This window comes from Verrucomicrobiota bacterium (genome assembly GCA_016200005.1).
Classification (GTDB): Bacteria; Verrucomicrobiota; Verrucomicrobiia; order Limisphaerales; family PALSA-1396; genus PALSA-1396.
On the sequence record JACQFP010000033.1, the window covers coordinates 140,256 to 159,145 of the forward strand.

General features: G+C 57.3%; 15 protein-coding genes and 2 pseudogenes. 9 read left to right on the forward strand and 8 right to left on the reverse strand.

The annotated features are described in order from the left end of the window. Positions 1–74: 74 nt before the first annotated feature. Together HY298_12610 and HY298_12615 are read left to right on the forward strand one after the other, a co-directional pair. Positions 75–827, forward strand: a complete 753-nt coding sequence (locus HY298_12610) for a FecR domain-containing protein (GenBank protein MBI3851100.1) — start codon at positions 75–77, stop codon at positions 825–827. 35 nt (positions 828–862) lie between these two features. Continuing rightward, the gene (locus HY298_12615) at positions 863–1,876 is read left to right on the forward strand and encodes a hypothetical protein (GenBank protein ID MBI3851101.1); all 1,014 of its coding nucleotides are present in this window, start codon (positions 863–865) and stop codon (positions 1,874–1,876) included. Positions 1,877–1,889: 13 nt separating this feature from the next. Here the strand turns inward: HY298_12615 and HY298_12620 are convergent, their stop codons facing one another. From HY298_12620 to HY298_12635, 4 genes are all read right to left on the reverse strand, one after another. Further along, the gene (locus HY298_12620; GenBank protein ID MBI3851102.1) at positions 1,890–2,606 is read right to left on the reverse strand and encodes a hypothetical protein; all 717 of its coding nucleotides are present in this window, start codon (positions 2,604–2,606) and stop codon (positions 1,890–1,892) included. Positions 2,607–2,712: 106 nt separating this feature from the next. Continuing rightward, positions 2,713–4,653, reverse strand: coding sequence for a biosynthetic arginine decarboxylase (speA, locus tag HY298_12625; protein ID MBI3851103.1), 1,941 nt, complete (start codon positions 4,651–4,653; stop codon positions 2,713–2,715). A 450-nt stretch (positions 4,654–5,103) separates the two neighbouring features. Next, complete coding sequence (locus HY298_12630) at positions 5,104–6,072, reverse strand: sugar phosphate isomerase/epimerase (protein MBI3851104.1); 969 nt, start codon at positions 6,070–6,072, stop codon at positions 5,104–5,106. A 197-nt stretch (positions 6,073–6,269) separates the two neighbouring features. After that, positions 6,270–7,091 (reverse strand): sugar phosphate isomerase/epimerase, encoded by an 822-nt coding sequence (locus HY298_12635; GenBank protein MBI3851105.1) that lies wholly within the window; start codon positions 7,089–7,091, stop codon positions 6,270–6,272. A gap of 207 nt (positions 7,092–7,298) precedes the next feature. On the opposite strand from HY298_12635, the gene HY298_12640 reads away from it, so the two are divergent. Then, positions 7,299–7,523: a hypothetical protein gene (locus tag HY298_12640; GenBank protein ID MBI3851106.1), complete on the forward strand. Its 225-nt coding sequence runs from the start codon at positions 7,299–7,301 to the stop codon at positions 7,521–7,523. Positions 7,524–7,603: 80 nt separating this feature from the next. Here HY298_12640 and HY298_12645 read toward each other — a convergent pair. The 3 genes and pseudogenes from HY298_12645 to HY298_12655 form a co-directional block, all read right to left on the reverse strand. Then, positions 7,604–8,041: pseudogene (locus tag HY298_12645) on the reverse strand (NDP-hexose 4-ketoreductase). Between the two features lie 159 nt (positions 8,042–8,200). Next, a pseudogene (locus HY298_12650) lies at positions 8,201–9,262 on the reverse strand (Gfo/Idh/MocA family oxidoreductase). After that, the gene (locus tag HY298_12655) at positions 9,259–10,380 is read right to left on the reverse strand and encodes an SGNH/GDSL hydrolase family protein (protein ID MBI3851107.1); all 1,122 of its coding nucleotides are present in this window, start codon (positions 10,378–10,380) and stop codon (positions 9,259–9,261) included. Before HY298_12655 ends, HY298_12650 begins: the two are co-directional and overlap by 4 nt. Before the next feature lie 120 nt (positions 10,381–10,500). Between HY298_12655 and HY298_12660 the strand changes: the two genes are divergently transcribed. The 5 genes from HY298_12660 (at position 10,501) to HY298_12680 (ending at position 14,922) form a co-directional block, all read left to right on the forward strand. Next, the gene (locus HY298_12660) at positions 10,501–11,256 is read left to right on the forward strand and encodes a fumarylacetoacetate hydrolase family protein (GenBank protein MBI3851108.1); all 756 of its coding nucleotides are present in this window, start codon (positions 10,501–10,503) and stop codon (positions 11,254–11,256) included. Between the two features lie 212 nt (positions 11,257–11,468). Continuing rightward, positions 11,469–11,648, forward strand: a complete 180-nt coding sequence (locus HY298_12665) for a hypothetical protein (GenBank protein ID MBI3851109.1) — start codon at positions 11,469–11,471, stop codon at positions 11,646–11,648. Continuing rightward, positions 11,632–12,126 carry a hypothetical protein gene (locus tag HY298_12670; GenBank protein MBI3851110.1) on the forward strand — a complete coding sequence of 165 codons (495 nt, stop codon included), beginning with the start codon at positions 11,632–11,634 and terminating at the stop codon, positions 12,124–12,126. Before HY298_12665 ends, HY298_12670 begins: the two co-directional genes overlap by 17 nt. A gap of 4 nt (positions 12,127–12,130) precedes the next feature. Beyond that, positions 12,131–13,837: a proline--tRNA ligase gene (locus HY298_12675; GenBank protein MBI3851111.1), complete on the forward strand. Its 1,707-nt coding sequence runs from the start codon at positions 12,131–12,133 to the stop codon at positions 13,835–13,837. Between the two features lie 137 nt (positions 13,838–13,974). Beyond that, positions 13,975–14,922 carry a prepilin-type N-terminal cleavage/methylation domain-containing protein gene (locus tag HY298_12680; protein MBI3851112.1) on the forward strand — a complete coding sequence of 316 codons (948 nt, stop codon included), beginning with the start codon at positions 13,975–13,977 and terminating at the stop codon, positions 14,920–14,922. Positions 14,923–14,942: 20 nt separating this feature from the next. Here HY298_12680 and HY298_12685 read toward each other — a convergent pair whose 3' ends face one another. Then, entirely contained in the window at positions 14,943–17,240 is a 2,298-nt protein-coding gene (locus HY298_12685) for a response regulator (protein MBI3851113.1), read from the reverse strand. A 159-nt stretch (positions 17,241–17,399) separates the two neighbouring features. On the opposite strand from HY298_12685, the gene tgt reads away from it, so the two are divergent. Further along, positions 17,400–18,539, forward strand: coding sequence for a tRNA guanosine(34) transglycosylase Tgt (gene tgt / locus HY298_12690; protein MBI3851114.1), 1,140 nt, complete (start codon positions 17,400–17,402; stop codon positions 18,537–18,539). The last annotated feature ends 351 nt before the right edge of the window (positions 18,540–18,890 follow it).

The window sequence follows — 18,890 nt, forward strand, 5'->3', positions numbered from 1 at the left end:
CAAGAAAACTTTTGTTCCGTTGACAAATTCGCCCTCTTCCCTTAAACGCTTCCGCGACTCGAACCAAGCCCAATATGAAAATCCGGATTCTTCTGGCGGTCGCGTTCGCGGCGCTGGCTTCGCTGGCGGGCGCCGCTTCGCTCACCGAAAGCACGTTCACGGAGGTGATCAAGGACGTGAACGTCGTCACCCTGCCGGCCAGAACCACCCAACCTGCAAAAGTGAGTGAACTTTTCAAAGCGCCTGACCTTGTCCGGACGGGCACGGATTCCCGCACCGAACTGACCGCGCCGGACCAGACCATCACGCGTGTCGGTGCGAACACGGTCTTTTCCTTCGAACCGAAAGGGCGCAATGTTGACCTGGAGCAAGGCAGCGTTCTGTTTCATTCGCCGAAGGGCAAAGGCGGCGGGGCCATCAAGACCGGCGGCGCGTCGGCGGCGGTGCTTGGCACGACGCTGATGGTGTCCACGACGACGAACCGCGGATTCAAGACAATCGTCCTCGAGGGCAAGGGCAAGGTGACGCTCGCGAACCGCAAAAGCCGGACGTTGAAAGCCGGACAGATGGTTCTGGTGTTGCCCGGTGGTGAAGATTTCGGGCCGACGCTGGACATTAATCTGGGCAAGCTGGTGGCCGGATCAAAGCTGGTCACTGGCTTTTCGCGCGAGCTGGCTTCCCTCTCTTTGATCAACACCGAAATCCTGAAGCAGAACAAGGCGCTGGCCAGAGGTCGTGCCCCAACCGATTTTGCCAGCCGCACGGGTCTGGAAGGCATGGACGAAAACACGTATCAAGCGGCGGTTCCGCCGCTGCCCCAAAAATAGCCGCTTCGGTGAAACGTTTGTGAGTCGCGAATGACATGAAATCCAAAACGCTCTACTACGGCGTCCTCCTCGCTCTCCTGGCCGCGTCGCTCGGTCAGGCGCAGGCGCAAGTACCTGGAGCAATCGACCAGGTGGACTCAGTGCAGCAGCGGCGGACAGCCCAGCAATCTGCGCAAGCGGGCGCCACTCAAGAAGAGACCGCTCCGGAACTTTACCCGGGTGAAACCGACGACGTCGGCCCGCAATCCATCGTCCAGCTCAGACCGCGCAAGACCTTGTTCGAAGTGGTTGCGGACATCCAGTATTTTTACACGGACAACATGTTTTTGGAGGAAGGGAGTGGCCGGCGTCTGGATACGGGCGTGTTGGTGAGTACCGTGGAAGTTGCGCTGGCGCCGTCGCCCTACGAAATGTTCGGCGGAATGTTTGCACCGCGCCTCGGCTATCGACATCAATGGTATGATTTTGGTCTGGACGGAAACAAAGTTGAACCGTTCGGGATTCCGCTCGATCGGTTTGACTTCAATGCGCAGACGGTGTTCGTGGAGGAACAATATCGCTGTTGCGAGAACTGGATCGCCGAAGTCGGCGTGGACGCAACCCGGCTGATGTCGCAATCGGATTACCGTGAATTCTACAAGGAGTTGGTGCCGCACTGGGGGTTGCGCCAGCTTTTTCCGTTCTGCGAAACCACCGTTTTGTCGCTCGGCTACGAGGGCACATATCGTTTCACCAGCGCCGACGCCGTTGCGGCGAGCGACCTGAATGACCGGACCGATCACATCCTGCTTGCCAGTTGCACGCATTTCGTCACGCCGAAACTGATCGCGCAGCCTTATTACCGGTTCAAGTACACACATTTCACCGGCGGCGTGCCACGCGAGGATTTCCTGAACTCCGTCGGTCTGACGTTGCAATATGCTTTCACCCGGCAATTCAGCGCTCGCGTCTTCGTGGATTATTCCCTCAAGGAATCGAGCAATCCCGCAGTGCCGGACTACCGTAAACTGGACGCGGGTGCCGGCCTGAACCTGAGCCTCCGATTCTGACGCCGCCCGGACTTCACAGCGTTCGATTTTCCGCACCGAAAACGCTGTCGAGAATCGTCTCCTTGATTTTCCAGAGCAAGGCCATGGTCATCGCCAGCGGCAGCAGAACGAAAATGGCCAGCGGCAACACAGTGAGAAGGAGCCACCACAACCGTCCTTGTCGCTCCAGTTGCTCAAGCACCGCAGCCACCTGGATCGGCAATGAATTGAAGTGAACCAAGGTCTGGTAACTGAGGGCGAGTAACGCGGCCGCCAGCAGCAGGCAGCGGTTCAGTGTAGTGAAATGTCTGGTTTCCAGCCGCAACGTTTCATCCGGTAACATGGCGCTCAACCGCTGCAGGACCAGATTGAAATTACTCAGGAAGATCAGACCCGACAGCGCCAGCAACGCCACCATCGGCATAAAGAAGGGATGGTTCGGAATCTTGTTCGACCAGTAAAGAAAAGGCGAAAGACCGAGGTTTACCAGGCCGAAGAGTTTGGCGCGGTCCAGCGCGCTGCGCCAGATCCGTTCCTGTTTCTGATAATATCCCAGTTGCCACAGACCATACAAAAGCCAGCCTGTGACCAGCACTGGCGGCACCATGCCGAAGGTTTTCAGCCAGTCGCTCTTGGCCGTCTGCACGCACACGATGAGCGCGATGGGCAATCCCCAAAACAGCGCGGAGAGACCGCGCACCAGTTGACCCAGCGACCGCAGCAATTCCGCATTGGGGGCGGGATCAGGCATGGAAACAATTGCGAATGGCGGATGACGAATGACGCACCGGTGATTGTCTCCACTGACCCGACCATGGGGCGGCTGAATGAATCATTCGGTCTTCGTCATTTGACATTCAGAAAGTCAGATAGGTGTATTCCTTCAGGCCACGCTCGTAATCGTCGAGCAATCGCATCGCGTCGGATGGTTTCATTTTGTCGGATTTGATGGCTTCGTCAATCTGCGCTTTCATTTGCCGTTTCAATTCATTTTCGTCGTACTGCACTGCGGCCAAGGACTGGACGATGGTGTTGCCCTCGATAATTTCCTCCACGTAATAACCGGCCGCTTCGTCGGCATCGAGGAAGACGTGCACCTCGTTCACGCGCCCGAACAGATTGTGCAGATCGCCCATGATGTCCTGATAGGCGCCCATCAAAAAGAAGCCAAGATAGTACGGCTCGATCTGACCATTGCCGTTGGTGATCAGCTTGTGTAACGGCAACGTGTCGCGCACGTCGCGCAGATCGATGAATTTGTTGATCTGCCCGTCCGAGTCGCAGGTGATGTCCACCAGCGTCGCTTCGCGCGTGGGCCGTTCGTTGAGGCGGTTCACCGGCATGATGGGAAACAACTGACCGAGCGCCCAATGATCGAGCAGCGATTGGAACACGGAAAAATTGCAGAGGTATTGGTCGCCGAGACTGTCTTCGAGTTGGCGGATTTCCTCCGGCACGTAAGCTTGGCCGCGAAAGCTCTGCGCCACTTCCTGGCCGATCTCCCAGTAAAGGCTTTCAATCTTCGCCTTGTCCGGCAAGTCCAGCAGACCCAGCGTGAACATGTTGTGCGCGTCCTCCTTCCGCTCCTGCGCGTCGTGATAGGCTTCCAGCTTGTTCAGCTTGGCGAGGTTCTTGCGGATGTCCAAAAGCTCGCGGACCAGCGGATGCTCGTTCTCGTCGTATTTCAAATCGTTGGCCGCGCGGATTTTCTCAATCGCTCCAAACGCCTCGACGATCAACACACTGTGGTGGGCGACGATGGCCCGCCCGCTCTCGCTGACAATGTCCGGATGCGGCACCTTCTCCGCGTTGCAAACGTCGCCGATGTAATAAACGATGTCGTTCGTGTATTCCTGCAACGTGTAGTTCGTGGAACTGTCGAACGCCGAGCGGCTGCCGTCGTAATCCACACCCAGGCCGCCGCCGACATCGAGATACTGGATTGCCAGACCCATCTTGTGCAGCTTGGCGTAAAAGCGCGCCGCCTCCTGCACCGCCTTCTTCACCGTGAGAATGTCCGGCACCTGCGAACCGATGTGGAAGTGGAGCAGCTTGAAACAGTGGCTGAGATTCTCCGTCTTCAACAACTCCGTGGCGCTCAGGAGTTCGGCGGTGCTCAATCCGAACTTCGCATTCTCACCGGCGCTCTCCGACCATTTCCCTGCGCCCTTGCTCAGCAACCGCGACCGGATGCCCAGGAGCGGTTCAACGCCGACCTGCCGGGAGACGGCGATGATTTGTTTCAACTCCTCCAGCTTCTCCACCACCATGATGACTTTTTTACCGAGCTTCGTGCCCATCAGCGCCATCCTGATGAAGCTGCTATCCTTGTAGCCGTTGCAGATGATCAGGCTGTCCGGCAGATTTTGCAGGGCCAGACCGGCGAACAATTCCGGTTTGCTGCCGACTTCCAAGCCGAAGCTGTATGGCTTGCCCGCGTCGAGAATCTCCTCCACCACCTCGCGCAATTGATTGACCTTGATCGGGAATACGCCGCGATAATTTCCCTGGTAATTGTATTCGGTGATGGAGCTGCGAAAGGCCTGATTGATCGATTCCACTCGATGCCGGAGGATGTCCTGGAAGCGGATCAGCACAGGAAACTTCAACCCGCGCGCCTTGGCCTCCTCGATGACATCCGTCAGGTCCACGGCCGCGCCAGCCTCCTGCAAGGGCGTCGCCACGACGCGGCCCGCTTCGTTGATGTCAAAATATTTCGCTCCCCAGCGATGGATGTTGTACAGGTTGCGGGCGGTCTGGATGTCCCACGGTCGGGAGGCGTCAGTTGAATCGCTCATGTCGTTGACTCATATCGAGCGCACTATAAAAGCCTCCCCGCGGATTTCAATAGGCGTGATGAAAATATTTTGGCCGTCGTACCACGCACCCCCGCCTCGACCGGGGAGCCGGACGGGGTGAGGTGTCGAACTCAAACGAAGAAGCACGCGAAACCCTGACGCCACGAAAAAGCGCGAAGAAGGAAGAATTGTTTCCAGCACGGATGAACACCGTTGGACACGGATTTGAATCAGTCGCAAAAGAACACACGGAACGCAAAAAAACTTCTACCTCCCCCGCGCTGGGGAGAGTCCGACGCCACCGTCGCACATTGGATGAGGGAGGGGCCGGAGGTGAGGGTTTAGGGTGAGCTCGTGGCGGCCTGACGGTTTCGCGGAGTTTGCAGTCTATCTGGTTTCATTTTCTTGACCTTGCGTCTGACAGCGCGGTTGTTCCAGACGGTTACCAACCTAACGATTCGGTTCACGCGGAACAAACTGCTCCAGCCAGCGTTTCGCGATGAGCAAACCGTCTTGTTCCAGTTTTTGTCCAGCCTGGCGGTTGGTGGCGGACAGTTTGATGTCCGACGGCGGCGCTGCGTCGTGATCGCGATACACCGGATCGTGCCAGCCTTCGATGTTGAGGTCCGAATCGTACCCAGCGCGCAACAGGGCGTGAATGATCTCCGCCCAGTTCGCCTGACCCAAACCGGGGAAGCGATGCTCCGCGACGCCGTGATGGCAGATGCCATAAACCTCGAGCAATTGACGATTGATGAACGCGTCCTTGGCGTGCACGTGAAAAATCCGCGCGCCGAACCTGTGGATGTTCGTCACTGGATCGATGAATTGACACATCAAATGGCTGGCGTCCCATTCGATGCCGAGGTTCTCGCACTTCGTGGCGTTGAACAGCCGCTCCCACATCGCCGGCTGGCCGAGCATGTTGTAGTGCATGATCGGCAGGTGATATGGCCCTTGCGGACAATGCTCGAAGGCGAGACGCACGCCTTTGTCCGCCGCGACCTTCGCAATCGGCTCCCAGAACTGCAGGAGCTGCGGCAAACAATTCTCGAAGGGTTTATAGACCGGATTCCCGCCTTTGGGATTGGTTTCCAATTCGATCACCGCGCCGGCGAAACCCGCCACGGTTCTCACGCCGATGTGCGCGGCGACATCAATGGCCCGCAGAAAGGTGGCGCGCGCGAACTCGCTTTGCTTTGGGTCGAGCGGATTCTTGTAGAGCGCAGCGATGGCCGAAATACGGATGTTGCGGGATGCGGCTTCCGCGGCGAATTGTTCGGCGAAAGGTTTCCAGTCGGAGTGACGCGACCCGGCGGGGCTGCTCTCAAACTGGTTCCATTCGATGGAGCCGAAACCGTTTTGCCTCGCCCAGTCGAGGCGAGCGATATTCGTGTCTGTTAGAAAGCCGATGCGCATGGTCGAGTGCTGCCAATGGAATTTTTATTTTGGCCGTAAAGCAAGAAGAGAATCCAAAGCTCCAAGCACCAACATCCAAGCTCCAGAGAAGCTCCAAGATTCAAACATCAAGAATCCTCCAACGTGCTCTCATTCCATATTTTGTGATTTGGAGCTTGGAGTTTCTATGGATGTTGGAGCTTGGAGGTTGGTGCTTTTCAACCGCGCAATCCCACCAAGTGCATCAACTTCGCCGTCTCGCGATAGGCTTCCTCGACCCACGCGACGATGCATTTCGGGTCGGGCGCGTATTCGAGTTCAATCGAGACCACGCCGTCGATGTTCAACTCCTTGATCGCTTGCAGGTAAGGAACGAACTTCACAACGCCGCGACCGGGCGGCAGGTCGCCGTGGACTTTGCCGTCGCAATCACTGAGGTGAACGTGAATCGCCCTGCCTTTTAGCTTCTTCACTTCGGCGGGGCTGGTGTCGGAAAGAACCAAGTGGCTGATGTCGATGTTCGCCTTGACGCGCGGATGATTGCACTCGTCCACGAACCGGACCATTTCTTTAACGTTGTTGAGCAGGCTGAGGCGAAACGGTTCGAGTTCGAGCGCGATGTCGATTCTCTTTTTGTCCGCGTAATCGCCGAGGCGACGGCAAGTTTCGATGCCCCATTTCCACTGGTCGGCGGCGGGAATGACTTCGCGTTGCCAGATGTATTCGCCGAGTACGAGCAGGATGTTCTTCGCGTCCCAGGTGTTGGCGAGGTCAATGAACTTCTTCGTGCGCGAGATGTGAAATTCCCGCACCGGCTCGGCGAAATCAATCAAGCCGAGCGAGCTATGCGGCAGCGAGATGATGGGCAGACCGAGCTGGTCACAAGTTTTAGCGACGAGGCTGACTTCCTTTTTCGAGATGCCTACCGCCTCGGTAAAAATATCGACGCAATCGAAACCGATGCGTTTGATGTGCTCCAGGCCGGTGGCCGTGTCGATGCCGATCTGTTCGAACGCGCTGTTGATAATGCCAAGTTTCATCGTGATGGAAAAGTTTAGCCGGATTGTCTCCAATGACGAAAGGCTTTTGTACGTTTTGGAGGCAATGCGTTAGATTCTGGGACAGCGCGGCAAGCTCATCCATTTGGATAAAGGCGCGTAGAAGGCGTGGAGCAGATTTTGACTGGCGCTGGCCCGATTCTGGCTTCAAGGTTTTCGAGCAATATGGAATTCGATATTATTCGATTGATGAAACAGTCAGCGGGCACACCGTTTTCCCACAAGGAAATCGGCAAGATGGTGGCTCGCACGGAATACCGTGAGAACCCGCATTGGGCGAGACCGTTTCTGGAGAAACTCGTCTTCGAGCGGCAAATCCTCAAGGACGGGGCGCATTACATTTACCCAACCGAACAGCAAAAGATAGAGCAACGACAGTCTGAGCGACGCCAACAGTTCTCGTTTCGAAAGTAGTACGACCCTGAAATCGACGGCTTCGGCCTGGGCGGGCGGGAAAGTGGTTCTTTGGACTATGGTCGTTCATCCGTCCCGCCAAAGTTTGGGTCGAGCTCCTTCAAAACCTCTTTTCGCGTTTGTTCAAGATCCACTCCTAACTTCGTCAAGACGCGACCCGCCACTCCGTCCCCTTCGCGAAGCAAGCCGAGCAACACATGCTCAGTTCCAACGTAAGTGTGATGGAGCGCTTTGGCTTCTTTTGCCGCCAGCGCCAGCACCTGTTTAACCCGTGGTGTGTAAGGGATGTTCCCGAAGGTCTTTTGTTCCGGGCCTGAAGGAACTTGCGTTTCGACTTCCATTCGCGCCTTCTCTAAATCGACACCTTGATTTCGGAGGACGTTAACCGCCACGCCTTGGCCGAGTTTGATTAGTCCAAGCAGAACGTGCTCCGTGCCGACGAAATTATGATGGAAGCGGTCAGCTTCATTTCGAGCCAAGAACAAAGCTTGCTGGGCGCGAGGCGTGAAATTGCTCATGGGTTCGAATTCTGTGTGGCTCGATAGAGACGACATCCACCGGCGAATGAAACTTTGCCGCTCGGGAGTCGTTCCCGCGGTCGCTGATTCGTCTTCCGATACGCCTTTGAACGTACTGCGCACGCGCGTGATGTCTTCAAGCACCACTTTATCTTTCTCTTTGGCGCTGAGATACGCCGCCTCCACCAACGCCATCGTTTTCAGATTGTCCTCACCGCTGATGACAGGTTCGTTGCCCGTTTCCAGTGCGACGAGCAGTTGCGCCATGGTGCCAATGAAGGCGTCGGGAAACCAGCTTTCCGTCCAGACCGGGCAATGAAAACCGTGATCCCCCTTGGCGGCGTAGCGAATGGTCGAGGGCGTCGTGTAGGGTTCTTTGCACCAGCCGAGGTCCCCCATCGCGATGCCGTTCGTACCTTCAATGCGCCACTCGATGCGGATGTCTCCGGGACAACCCTCCTTCGCCGGGCCGGTCCAGGTGTCGTCAATGCCGACGCAGCGCAGACCGTTCGCATATTCCAAAATATAAGTGCAGATGCCGTCGCTGTGCGGAAATGTCGTGCGCGGGTCGGGGCGCGTGCTGCAGTAAATTCCTTCCGGGTCGCCGAACCAGTAACGGAAGCAGTCAAGGTGATGGATGGACATGATGCGGAGCGTGGCCCAGCCGAGTTGCGCCTGCCACGGCATCCAGTGCGGAATGCCGCGCATGTCGATGGTGGCGAAAACCGGTTCGCCGATTGTGCCGTTTTCCAAAAGGGTTTTGGCGGCGCGGACGGATTGGTCGTAACGCATGTTCTGGTTCACGGCGAGCGTGATGCCGGCGGCGTCACAAACACTCACGGCTTCGACGGCTTCGGCGTAATTCATTCCGAGAGGTTTTTGCGCGAGGATGCCCTTGAGGGTTTTGCGCTGGCACGCGGCCTTGATCAAACCGAGTTGTGCGTTCGGTGGCACGGCGATGTCGAGCACTTCGATTGAGGGATCGTCGAGGAGTTGTTCGTAGGTCTCATGCACTTGTGCGACGTGGTGACGCTGGGCAACACGCTCGGCATTTGCGCGCGCGCGCGACGCGATGGCGACGGGATTGAAGCCGGCCTTGCGATACGCGACGAGATGACAATCGTTGACGATGAATCCTGCGCCCAGAATACCGATGCGAAAGTCCTTCCGCGCCGGCAGAGGAGAATGGATGTTCAAGTCCATATTGGCACGTTCTGTCATCGTGTTGCGCGCGCTTTGCCAAGCTTCAACGCTTTTCGGAGATGCGGTTCGAGTCCTTTGGCGCAAAAATAAAAGCCGAGCGAGTTGCAATGCACGCCATCGACCAATCCCACCGCCTGTTCGCGCGACAACATTTCGCGGCCATCAACGTAGGAGATGAATTTGTCGCCGGCACGACGCTGTTGTGCCACAAATTCCTCGGCGGTTCTGCGTTTCTCCGCGAGCGCGCCCTCGTTCTTGCCGGTGAACGTTTCCGACGGGAAGCAGTAAGGGCTGGTGATGATGATGGGCGTCTTGGGATTTTTCCTTCGTAACGTTTCGACGAACTTTGGCAACGTTTCCTTGAAAACTTCCGGCGTAGGGTTGCCCCAGTAATCGAGAACGAAGCACGCGGCGTCGATCTCGCTGACGGCGTCGGCGACGGCGGGTTCGCCAAGGCCGTTGCCGCTAAAACCGAGATTGATGAAATCCAAGTTGAGCCAGCGCGAGAGTTGTGCCTGGCAACTCATGCCGGGATTGGAAGCGCATCCGCCTTGCGTAATGCTCGACCCGTAATAGACCACCGGCTTGGTCAACGCGAAGGGCGATGGCGGTTCGAGCCTCGCGTTCGATTCCAAGACAATTTCAGAGATCGTGACGCCTTTGTAGAGCGGCAGGTAGATGGTGATGTCGCGTGGCGCGCGATCTTTTCCAACCATCCATTCCTTGACGATGCTCCCGGATTTGTCCGGCCAGGCGCTGCCCATGTATTCGCCGTTGACGTAAATGTCGAACCCGCTCTGGCCAATGGTAGTCATGTGGTGCATGCCGGAGGTGTCGGGATTCTGGGCGCGGATGCCAACCTTGGTCGAATCGGTCTTGAAGCGGATGCGGCCGCCAGACGGTTGTTGAGCCAGATTCCAGACTGCCGGGCGAAACGTTTCCTTCGAGCGAAGTGGCAGGCGTCCCAAGACCGGCTTGTCTTCGTTGAACCAGGCCAGGCCGCTCACCGTGAGTCGCGTATCGGGAAAACTGATGTGCTGCGCGTTGGTGGAATCCATCAAGTCGGCTTTGAGGGGCGTCGCGATACTGCCGAGCATGGCGATGGCAGATACGAGTCGGTGGGTTACTTTTGTCATGCCTGGAGTTTTATGTTCCAGCCGGTGCAATGCAAGATTTACGCGGCTTGGAACGTTGTCGCGCAGGCCGACTTTCGGCTTGCGATGGCGTTTCACAATCTGCTACAAACGCACCACTTTATGGCAGCCATTGGCCGATTTCAAAAGGGCGACGAAATTTTTTACGCCAAAGTTGTGGACGGCGAACTGTTTCGTCTGCGGGGTGAAGTCTTCGGTTCGCCTTCCTTCGACAAAAAGGCGACGCCGTTCAAGGGTCTGCGGACGTTGACGCCGGTCGCCCCGTCCAAGATCATCGCCGTGGGATTGAACTACGCCGATCACGCGCGCGAAAGCGGCAAACCGTTGCCCAAGGAACCGCTGTTCTGGTTGAAGGCCACCACCTCGCTGATTCCCGACGGCGCCAAGATCGAAATTCCGTTTCCCGATCATCGGACGGACTACGAAGCGGAACTGGCCATCGTCATCGGCCGGCGGGTGCGCAACGTGACCCCGGCGGCGGCGGCACGCTACATTTTCGGCTACACGGCGGCGCAGGACATCAGCGACCGCACGATTCAGAAATCGGAGAGCCAGTGGGCGCGGTGCAAATCGTTCGACACGTTCACACCGCTCGGACCGTACGTCGAAACCAAGATTGACCCGCATGATCTGACGATTCAACTTTTTCAGAACGGGCAATTGCGCCAGAACTCGAACACCAGCCAGTTGATTTTCAATTGCTATCAACTGGTCAGTTTCATTTCCACCAACATGACGCTGTTGCCCGGCGACATCATTGTGACTGGAACGCCGAGCGGCATCGGGCCGATTGAATCGGGGGATCGTCTCGAAGTGCGCATTCAAGGACTTGCGCCGCTGGTCAACACGGTGAAATAAGCCAGATAATTGCGGCAAGCCGCGGCCGAGTATAAATTAATGGCATGAGAAAAAACACCTCATCTTCCAAAACCAGAAAAAGGATCGATTGGGACGCCGTCTGCGAGCGCACACGGCAACGGTGCAACAAACTTTCTGACGAGGAACGGCGGGAGTTGCACAAAAAAGCCTTGGCGATTATTTTTGGAAAATCGGCTAATATTTGACCGGCGATGAAACGGGATGCTCTCAAAAAGAAACCCTCCAAAAAAGTGGATTGGGCAGCGGAAGTGCGGAAATTCAAACCGCAACTCAACGCCCTGACCGACTCGCAGCGCCAGCGGTTGCTGGCCGAAGCCTTGGCGGACATCAACGGCGCAGAATTGACTCGCGCTCATGCTCGCCGCCGTTGACACCAACTTCCTGCTCGCATTGGCCGCAGATGACGAAGACGCATTGGATGCCGCCGACACTTTGCGCCGCCGCGCCCCGCGTTTTCAAGTCGTCGCCACCCCGACGGTTTTGGAAGAGTTGAGGTTCTTCAAGGTACAGCTCCGGAATCCACGGTTGCAATCCGCCGCCACCAAGGCGCTCGCCTCCTTTCGCGCTGATTGGAACTTCCAATCAGCGGCACTTTCACCCGCCCAGCATGGAGTCGTTGAGCGCGTCGCCGACCATCTGCGGATTGCCGGAGTTCTCCCGCACGAAGAACGTCACGACTCCTTCATCCTTGTCGAAGCTGCGTTGCTCGGTGCAAAATTGCTTGTCACCAAGGATTCGGTGGTGCGCGGCGCGGATTACTCGCGCCTCGTTTTTGAACTCCGCGAATTCGATTTGCACCCGCCGGTCATCGCCACGCCCAAAGAAATTGTCAGAAAGTTTTTCCATTAAATTTATGCGCTGGACACAAATTCTGATTCCCACTCTGCGAGAAACGCCGGCCGAGGCGGAGATCACGTCGCACAAGCTCCTCTTGCGAGCGGGGCTGGTCCGCAAACTGACCGGCGGACTTTACACCTTTTTGCCGCTCGGCCTGCGCGCGCTGCGCAAGGTGGAGCAGATCATCCGCGAGGAAATGAACCGCGCTGGCGCGCAGGAAGTGTTGATGCCCGCCTTGCAACCGCTGGAAATCTGGCAGCAGAGCGGACGTTACGAAACCATGCGCGACGTGCTGTTCAAAGTCCGCGACCGCGCCAAAAAGGAATGGCTGCTCGGTCCGACGCATGAGGAAGTCATCACCACGCTCGTCGCCGGCGAAATCAATTCTTATCGCCAGTTGCCAAAGAATTTCTACCAAATTCAAACCAAGTTCCGGGATGAAATCCGTCCGCGTTTCGGTCTGATGCGGGCCAAGGAATTCATCATGAAGGACGCCTACAGCTTCGACGCCACGGACGAAGCGGCGCAGGTGAGTTACCAGAAGATGTATGACGCTTACACACGCATCTTCCAGCGGTGCGGCCTCAAAGCGATGCCGGTGGAAGCGGACACCGGCGTGATGGGCGGCAAATTCTCCCACGAATTCATGGTGCCGGCGGCGACGGGCGAGAATGAAGTGGTGCATTGCGAAGCGTGCGGTTATGCGGCGAATATTGAAAAGGCGACGAGCGCGGTGGCGAAATCCGAAATCCGAAATCCGAAATCCGAAATCGAAAAGTTTGCCACGCCGGGCGTCGTCACGATTGAAGCACTTTCCCAACCGCCCTACAACGTCGCCGCCGACCGGCAGATCAAGACGCTGGTTTACCTTGTCGAAAGCAAACCGGTTTTGATTTTGATGCGCGGCGATCACCCATTGAACGAAGCAAAACTTGTGAGCGTTTTGGGAACGGCGAATTTTCGCGCGGCCACGGCCGAGGAGATTTTCTCCGCGCTCGGCGCGCATCCCGGCAGTTTGGGCGCGGTTGGAATCAGCCAATTGCCGGTCTATGCCGATGACGTTTTGCGCGACAATACGGACATGACCACCGGAGCGAATGAAGATGGTTATCATTTCCGCCATGTGAATGTCGGGCGGGACATTGCAGTTCAAAAGTGGGCTGACTTGCGGCTGGTGGCAGCAGGCGAGTCGTGTTCCGCCTGCGGCAAACCACTCAAAACCCAACGAGCTATCGAAGTGGGCCACGTCTTCAAGCTCGGCACCAAGTACAGCGTTGCGCTCAACGCCTTGTTTCTCGACGAAGCCGGCAAACAACAGCCCGCGGTGATGGGGTGTTACGGCATCGGCGTGACGCGCACGCTGCAGGCGATCATCGAGCAATCGAATGACAAGGACGGCATCATCTGGCCATTGAGCGTGGCACCGTTCACGGTTTGTCTGACGCCATTGAGCGTGACACCCGGCAGCCCGGTGATGGCGCTGGCGGAAAAGCTTTACGCTGAACTGACGGCGCAGGGTGTTGACGTGATTCTCGACGACCGCGAGGACCGGCCGGGTGTGAAGTTCAAGGATTCCGAATTGATTGGTTTTCCCATCCGCATTGCCATTGGCGAGAAGTCACTGGCCAAGGGCGAAGTGGAGCTGAAACGGCGGGGTGGCGAAATGCTCCCGATAAATATGGATTCCGCCGTGGCTACCACGCTGAAGTTGATCGGAACCTAGCGGACTTCTCGGTCATTATCAATTCTTCAAGCGTCTTGCTGCTGGATTATCCGCGAGGGTGTGCATTCAAACGCACAGTTGTCTTGGGCGCGTTTGCAGGTAGCATTTGACATGAATTGGCAGTGCTTCTAAGATAAATGGCAACCACTAGCCAACGTAACGATACGAATCGAATGCATGCAAAATATGTTATGAACCCGAAAAGCGCGCTGGATCTCACGCGGCGATCAAAGAGCGGTTTTACGCTGATCGAATTGCTGGTCGTCATCGCCATCATCGCCATTCTGGCTGGACTGTTGTTGCCGGCATTGGCCAAAGCAAAAATAAAGGCGCAGGGCATCATGTGCATGAACAATGGCAAACAAATGATGGTTGCGATTCACATGTATGCAGGAGATTACAGGGACCTGCTCCCGCCCAATCCGGACGATGGCAACACAACGCCGGGATACAACTGGTGTCCCGGCTCAGCCGGGCCGGGGCAAGGAGAAGAATTCAACAGTGACATCCTTATGGATCCTACCCGTGCCCTTCTAACTCCATATACCGGCAAAGCCGTAGCCATCTACAAATGCCCGGCGGACAAGCGAACAGGGAGATCCACAGCGCCGTCAACCAGGGGAGAAAGGGTGCCGGCAGCGAGAACTTTTTCGATGAGCCAGGCCGTCGGAACGGATCCCTACCCTCCGAGCAGGGGAACACTCGCCGTAAATGGGCCTTGGTTGGACGATTCGCACAGTCACACCAGAAGCGGCCCGTGGAACACTTACGGAAGGCTTTCGTCGATTATCAACCCGTCCCCAGCCATGCTGTTCGTGCTGCTGGATGAGAACAACAAGAGTCTCAACGACGCGGGGTTTGCGGTGACCATGATGGCCAATCGTTTTCTGGATGGGCCGGGCAGCTTTCACAACGGCGCGTGCGGCATCGCGTTCGCCGATGGACATTCCGAAATCAAACCATGGCGGGATGCGCGCACAAAAGCTTGGGAAAAGTACGGCGCGGCTGTTTACACCAGCATACCTCCCAACACAATTAACCCGGATGTGGTTTGGCTTCAGGAGCGCACGTCGGCAAGGAAGTAGGCGTGCTTCAGGGTTTCGCTTCACCCATCCAGCGATTCGCGCACTGTGCGGGCGAGCGTAAGGTGATTGTAGGGTTTTTGCAGGAAGCGCAGACCATCCTTGAGAACGAACCCGCCGCCGATCTCATCGACGTTGTAACCGCTGGTGAAGATGACTTTGAGGCTGGGCTGTCTGGCCACCAACTGTTCCGCCAGTTCCTTGCCCGACAACCCTTCGGGCATGATCATATCCGTGATCAAGAGGTGGATCGGTTCCGGTTGGCGCTCGCATAGGGACAACGCTTCGACACCGCTGGCCGCCTCCAAAACGCGGTAGCCGCGGTCCAGCAAAATCAAATGGGCCACCTCGCGCAGCACTGGTTCGTCCTCCACCACCAGTATGGTTTCGTGACCGCCCCGGACTGGCGACGGCTCCGCCGTTGATGCCTCGACGGGCTTGGTACTGGCGGGGAAAAAGATGTTGAAGGTGGTGCCCTGGCCTGGCCGGCTGGCGACTTCGATCCAACCTTGATGCTGGTTGACGATGCCATAAACAGTCGCCAGTCCCAGCCCCGTGCCTTTGCCCGCCGGCTTGGTGGTGAAAAACGGTTCGAAGATCCGGTCCATGGTTGTGGCGTCCATACCGCAACCCGTGTCCGTGACTCGCAGACAAACGAACAGGCCGGCGCGCGCTTCGGGATGCAAGGCGACGTACGCGTCGTTGACTTCGACCGCGAAGGTGCTGATTGTCAGTTCACCGCCCTTGGTCATGGCATCGCGGGCATTGACCGCCAGATTCATGAGCACCTGTTCCATCATGCCTACGTCGCCTTGAATGGGTGGGATGCGGGACGATGGAGTATATTTCAACGTGACCGTTTCGCCCAGCAACCGCTTGAGCATCTTGCTCATGTTGTCGATGACTTCCTTCAAGTCGAGACTCTTGGGCTGGGCGACTTGTTTGCGGCTGAACATTAACAGTTGGCGGGTCAGACTCGCGGCGCGCTCCGCGGCGAAGGAAATCGATTGCAACGACCTGGTCATTTCGAGCGGCAAATTGGGCCGGGCGGCGAGCAATCCCGCATGACCTTGGATTACGGTCAGAATGTTGTTGAAATCGTGCGCCACGCCCGAGGCCAGTTGGCCGACGGACTCCATTTTCTGTGAATGGCGCAACTGCATTTCTAGGCTGAGTCGCTCGGAGATATCTTCCACGTAGCAGTGAACCACCTGACTGGCCAGAATGGGATAGAAAGACCACGACAGCGTTCGTCCTTCGACGCCAGTTTCCAGCCGCAACTTGTTTTTGCCGGTGACAAGACAGGTCTGGACAATCTTGATTACGTCCGGCGGCAGGATCGCCAGCGGCTCATCCTTGTCGAGTGTGGTCGCCATTTTGAGCGCGGCCTTGTTGAAATAGGTGAGGCTGCCGTCGGCGGTGAATTCCAAAACGGGATTGGGGTTGAACTGGGCGAAGGCGGCCAGCTTCTGGATTTCCGGCTCCGTCCGTTTGCGTTCCACCGCCACCGCGAGCACATTGGCCACGGCTTGCAGAAAATGCACGGCGTCCTCCGTGAAAGTCCGTGGTTGACTAGTATAAATCCCGAGGACGCCAAACGGACGATGATGCCCAGGAATCACGACGCTCACTCCACTGATGACACCATGTTCGTGCAGGAAAAGCGGCCATTGAAAACGGGTCTCCGTGCGCAAATCCAAAACAATCACCGGTTCAGCGCGGAGAAAATTGTAGCCGGCTTGCGCGCCGCGCTCCACGTTCACCACCGCGTGTCCCACGTAACCTTCTTTCCACCCTCTGCCAGAGCGCAACATCAGGTTGACGCCGTCGGGAAGTTGTTCGAGCACCAGCCCGTACTCGGCTTCGAGGATTTGCCCGACGAAAATGACGGCGTGGTCCAGCAACGGCGCGAGGTCGGGCGTCACGAGCGCAAACTGCCCCAACGCGGCGATGACCGTTTGCTGGTGGGCGTGGTTGAGGAGCTTTTGCTCCGCCCGTTCGCGTTCCTTGATCAACTGCTCGAGCGACTCGGCCATCCCGTCGAAAGTGCGGGCCAGTTGACCGAGTTCACCCGGTTCGTCTGACATGCCCGTCCGGCTGGTTAGGTCACCCGCCGCCAGCCGTTTCGTGGCGGCCGAAAGCAGTTTGACCTGACGCAGAACAAACAAGGTGCCGCCGCACCACGCCGCCGCCAGCGCCAGCAACCCGATCACGAAGCCCAGCCATGGAAGCTCCGTGTAGATCAACAGCACCAACGCCGGCGCCACGGCGAGAAATACGATCCCCACCAGTCGGACACGCAGACTGGAAAATCGGCTCATGACTTTCTGCTTATCGTCGATGCCTGAGGATACCAACTCGTTGCGCAAAGGGAATGCAATAATTGACGATTCTTGAGCGCCCGACGCGACCAACAAGCGGAGAGGGTGCGGAAAAATTCATGTTCAATCGCGCCGCTTCATGGCTCAATCTGCGCCGCCATGTTTGAATTGTTGAAGACCGATCCGAGTTCCAAGGCTCGGCTGGGACGTTTGACTACGGCACACGGCGTCGTCGAAACGCCGGCGTTCATGTCCGTGGGCACGCAAGGCAGTGTCAAGGCGCTCGACCCCCGCGAACTGCGCGAGATGGGGACGCAAATTATTCTCGGCAATACCTATCATCTGAACATCCGTCCCGGCATGGCCATTATCCGCGAAGCCGGTGGCCTGCACCGTTTCATCAACTGGCCGCATCCGATTTTGACCGACAGCGGCGGCTTCCAGGTTTTCAGTCTGGCAAAAATCCGTAAGATCAAGCCGCACGGCGTCGAGTTTCGCTCGCACGTCGATGGCTCGCTGTTATTTCTTGGGCCGAAGGAAGCGATGGAAATCCAGCGCACCCTCGGCTCGGACATCGCGATGGTGTTCGATGAATGTCCGCCGCATGGTTGTCCCGCACGCGAAGTCAAAGCGGCGGTTGAACGAACCATCCGCTGGGCGCAGGAATGTCGCGAACAACCGCGCGCAACCAGGCAGTTGGTCTTTGGCATCGTGCAAGGTGGCACGAACGCCGCGCTGCGTAAAGAATGCGCCACGGCGCTCGTGGCCATGAATTTTGACGGCTACGCCATCGGCGGCGTGAGCGTCGGCGAGCCGGAAGCCGAGATGATGAAAGCGGTGGAGTGCAGCGAGCCGTTTTTACCCGCCGACAAACCGCGTTATGCCATGGGACTCGGCACGCCGGCGCAGATGGTGGAATTGGTGGCGCGGGGAGTGGACATGTTTGATTGCGTTCTGCCCACTCGCATTGCACGCAACGGCACTGCTTTCACCACCAAAGGAACCATCAGCATCAAGGCCGGCTTCAACAAGGCGGATTGGCGCCCGATTGAGGAAGGTTGCGAATGTTATGCCTGCCGGAATTTTTCCCGCGCCTATTTGCGTCACTTGCTGAACGTGGGCGAGATTCTCGGCCTGCGCATGTTGAGCGTTCACAACAGCCACATGTATCTCAAACTGATGGCGGACATTCGCGCGCATCTGGCGGCGGGAACGTTTGGCGAATTTCGGCGGGAGTTCGTCGCTAACTACGTCCCATCGGCCAAAGTGCTTTTGGCGAGGTTGGAGGCAGAACCGTAACGATCATCCGATCGAGTTGTCAGATGCCAACGCGATCTGACACTCTCTCCTTGCGAGGAACGAGCGGGGAGAGAGCCGGAGAGAGGGGTGGTCCGAATACAAGCGCCTCCTCTCCCCATCCCTCTCCTCCTTCCTTCGTCGGGAGGAGAGGGAGGTCAAACGTGTTCTTTCTACCGATCGGCACCAGGGTGTGGCAGAAGCCCGTTAAAACACTGTCGTGGTGCGAGCAAAGTTGGAGAGGGCTGTGCGAGCAAAGCTGGAATGATGAGGGCGCCGCTGCTGTTTTACTTGAGGGGTGCGTTGCTGAGGCGCAAAGTGTCCTCGCTTCAGCGGAGGATAGGGCTCTGCGGG